Origin of the sequence: Mesorhizobium sp. M7A.F.Ca.AU.001.01.1.1 (assembly GCF_004022735.1) — a bacterium.
Taxonomy (GTDB): Bacteria; Pseudomonadota; Alphaproteobacteria; order Rhizobiales; family Rhizobiaceae; genus Mesorhizobium; species Mesorhizobium ciceri.
Genome location: NZ_RZPF01000645.1, coordinates 1 through 3798 on the forward strand (window position 1 = coordinate 1; position 3798 = coordinate 3798).

General features: G+C 64.1%; 3 protein-coding genes and 1 pseudogene. All 4 read left to right on the forward strand.

Going from position 1 to position 3798, the window contains the following annotated elements; translation table 11 throughout:
- Positions 1–64 precede the first annotated feature (64 nt).
- Positions 65–1297, forward strand: coding sequence for a septal ring lytic transglycosylase RlpA family protein (locus EN884_RS28945; protein ID WP_063168012.1), 1233 nt, complete (start codon positions 65–67; stop codon positions 1295–1297).
- Positions 1298–1400: 103 nt separating this feature from the next.
- Positions 1401–2567 carry a D-alanyl-D-alanine carboxypeptidase family protein gene (locus tag EN884_RS28950; protein WP_063170240.1) on the forward strand — a complete coding sequence of 389 codons (1167 nt, stop codon included), beginning with the start codon at positions 1401–1403 and terminating at the stop codon, positions 2565–2567.
- A gap of 140 nt (positions 2568–2707) precedes the next feature.
- On the forward strand, positions 2708–3382 hold the full coding sequence (gene tmk, locus EN884_RS28955) for a dTMP kinase (protein ID WP_063170241.1): 675 nt from the start codon (positions 2708–2710) through the stop codon (positions 3380–3382).
- Positions 3379–3798, forward strand: a pseudogene (locus EN884_RS28960) (DNA polymerase III subunit delta'); the annotation flags it as partial. The gene tmk and the pseudogene EN884_RS28960, both read left to right, overlap by 4 nt.

A 3798-nucleotide genomic window follows, 5' to 3' on the forward strand; every position in this document is an offset into this window, starting at 1 on the left:
GTTTTGGCTCCTCTGGTGGTTGAACGCGACGCCTTGAGTTGAGACTGAAGGGGACATCAGGAAAATGCAGGCTGTGACGCCACCGCGTCTTCGTCGCGCTGCTACCGTCGCGTTGTTCGCCATGTCGGCTGCCTTGCTGGCCGCCTGCGCGTCGCAGCCTGAGCCGAAAGCGATGGTCAACAAGAAGACCCGCTCCAAGGAGTATTTCGCCGAATCCGAATATGGCGTGAAGGCAAGCCCGCGTGTGATCTCCCGGAACGGGCGCATCCAACGTGGCGGCGGCAGGGATCAGCTTGGCAAACCCTATCAGGTCCGTGGCAAGTGGTATTACCCGAAGGAAGACAAGCGCTACGCCAAGGTCGGCCTCGCCTCCTGGTATGGCGACGCCTTCCATGGCCGGCTTACCGCCAATGGCGAAGTCTACGACATGACCCATCTGACGGCGGCGCACCCGACCATGCCGCTGCCAAGCTATGCCCGCGTCACCAATCTCAAGACCGGCAGTTCGGTCATCGTTCGCGTCAACGATCGCGGCCCATATCACGAAGGCCGCATCATCGACGTATCGGAGCGCGCTGCCCAGATGCTTGACTATGCCAACACCGGCACCGCTCAGGTGAAGGTCGAATATGTCGGCCGCGCGCCGCTCGACGGCGATGACGACCAGTATCTGATGGCCTCCTATCATCCCGGCAACAGGGCGCCAGACCCGTCGGATGGACTGCCGACCGGCGTCATGGTCGCCATGAACGGGCCGTCGCCAAGCCTGCCTGCCGGCACTGCTGCCGTGCCGTTTCCGGGCCAGTTGACAGATACCGGTTCTGTCCAGCCGATCATGTCGACGCAGTCGTCGGCCTATGGCGATCTGGCGCTTCCGGATTTCGGCCCGATCGTGCCGGAGCGTCCGCAGATCAATCTGCCGCCGCAATCGCCGTTTGCCGTGGCCTCGCTGTCCTATGCCGACGAGCGGGTCGAACGCGCCTCAAATGCCTTCGCCGCGATGGGTGGCGACGGCATGTCGCCGGCCGATGTGCTCCAATCATGGAAGCGGCAGCCGCCAGCGGCCGGTCCGTCCACTGACTACGTCGCGGCTGGTTCGTTCGAGGATGCAGCGGAGGCCAAGCGTGTTGCCGCTGAGCTTGCCGCATACGGCAAGATCGAGATCCAGCGTTCGGAACTCGATGGCGAGGATTGGTATTCGGTCAATCTCTATCCCGATGGCCACCGCAATCTCGATGATTTGCTGCAGGCTGCCTGGTCGCATGGCGCGCCCGATGCGCTGGCTGTGCGCAACTGAGCGCAAGCCTGATGGGATTTCCGCTGCGCGGTTGATCCGCCGCGCAAAAAGCCTGATACTTTTCGCGGGCTTGCCGGCGGTGCCGGCCAACGGGTCGAACATCATGCAATTTCGCTTGCTCCCGCCTCTCGCCGGGCTTCTGGTTTTTGGCTTGCTGCTGTTTTTCCAGGCTCCGGCCGGTGCACAGCTGTTCGAGACCAAGGCCGCGCAGGCCTTCATGATCGATGCCGAGACCGGGACGGTGCTGTTTTCCAAGGAGGCCGACAAGCCGATACCGCCGGCCTCGATGGCCAAGCTGATGACCATGGAAGTGGTTTTCAATGCCATCAAATCCGGCCGCCTGAAGCTCGACGATACGTTCGTGGTCAGCGAGAACGCCTGGCGCAAGGGTGGCGCGCCTTCGGGAACATCGACGATGTTCGCCAAGCTCAAGTCGTCGATCCGGCTCGAAGACCTGATTCAGGGCGTGACCGTGCAGGCGGCCAATGACGGCTGCATCGTCATCGCCGAAGGCATGTCGGGATCCGAAGACAATTTTGCCGTGCAGATGACCGAACGCGCCCGCCAGATCGGCCTCAAGACGTCGACTTTCGTCAATTCGACCGGCCTGCCGGCGGATGGCCAGCAGACGACCGTGCGCGAGCTGGCGCAGCTCGCCCTGCACCTGTGGCGCGATTATCCGGATTTCTATCGCTATTATGCCCAAAAGGATTTCACCTGGAACAAGATCTCACAGAGGAACCGCAATCCGCTGCTGGCGATGGACATCGGCGCCGACGGCCTGGCGGTCGGGGCGAGCGAGGCAGCCGGCTTCGGCATCGTCGGTTCGCTCAGCCACAATGGTACCCGCGTGATCGCGGCGATGAGCGGGCTGGCCTCGGACAAGGAGCGCGCCGAGGAAGCGCGAAAGCTGCTCGACTGGGGTGTCCGCTCCTTCGAGAAGACCGAAATTTTCGCCAGGGACGAGGTGGTTGGAGAAGCCCAGGTTTTCGGCGGCGCCAAATCCGGGGTGACGCTGAAGGCAAAGGGACCGATCGACATCTTCCTGCCGATCACCAACCGCGACAAGCTGACGGCCAGGATCGTCTATGACGGCCCGGTTGCAGCACCGGTGGAGGAGGGGCAGCCGGTGGGTGCGCTGCGCGTCTGGATCGGCGATACGCTGAGCCAGGAGACGCCGCTTTTCGCTGCCGAATCGATCGGCGTCGGCACGCTGCCGCAGCGCGCGCTCGATGCCGTCAAGGAACTGGTGATCGGCTGGCTGCGCTAACGCATGTCGCTCAAAACCAGCCATGGTTTTGGGGAACGGCATGCATAAGGGCAAAAAATCGACGGCATGGACGTTTGGCCCAACGCGGACTATCTAGAGCGCTACAATCCCATTCAGCCATGGACAAGAAGGCCTCTCGGTTGGCACGCGGTTTTTTCATCACCTTCGAAGGCGGCGAGGGGGCAGGCAAGTCGACGCAGATCGAGCGGCTGGCCAGGAAGATGCGCGCCAAGAAATACGACGTGCTGCTTACCCGCGAACCCGGCGGCTCGCCGGGCGCCGAAGCGGTCAGGCATGTGCTGCTGTCGGGCGCAGCCGAACCGTTCGGGCCGAAGATGGAAGCGCTGCTGTTCGCCGCCGCGCGGTCCGATCATGTCGAGCAGGTGATCCGGCCGGCGGTCGAGCGTGGCTCCATCGTGCTTTGCGACCGCTTCCTCGATTCCTCACGCGTCTATCAGGGCGTCACCGGCGGCATCGATCCGGCGTTCATGGATGCGCTGGAACAGGTCGCCATCAACGGCATGATGCCGGACATGACGCTGATCTTCGACATCGACCCAGCGGAAGGCCTGAGGCGCGCAACGCTGCGGCGCGGCGCCGAGGCAGTCGCCGACCGTTTCGAAAAGGAGACGCTGGCGATCCACCAGGCCCGCCGCGAGGCGTTTCTGGCGATCGCCAAGGCCGAGCCGGAGCGCTGCATCGTCGTCGACGCAGCCGCCGAGCCCGACGCGGTTGAGAACGTCGTCACCGCGGCAGTGTTCGCGGCGCTGGCGGCGAGAGCGCCGGCACGCGACAGGCAGGCGACGCCGGCATGATCTTCGAGCGCATCGCACCCGAGCAGCACGACACGCTCGACGGCGTGCCGGAGCCCTCCGAAACGCCCCTTCTGGTCGGGCACGGCCAGGCTGCAGGCGTGCTCACCGCCGCCTATCGCGCCGGCAAGCTGCCGCATGCGCTGATCTTTTCCGGGCCAGTCGGCATCGGCAAGGCGACGCTCGCCTTCCACCTTGCGCATCATCTGCTGAAGCACCCGGATTTCGCGCAGGCGCCGGAAAGCCTTGCCGCTCCCGATCCGGCGTCGTCGCTGTTTCGCCAGATCGCCACCGGGGCGCATCCTTCCGTGCTGCATCTGACCCGGCCGCTGAACGACAAGACCAAGAGTTTCAAGACGGTCGTCACCGTCGATGAGATCCGCAAGGTCAGCCGCTTCCTGTCGCTGACCTCGCATGAC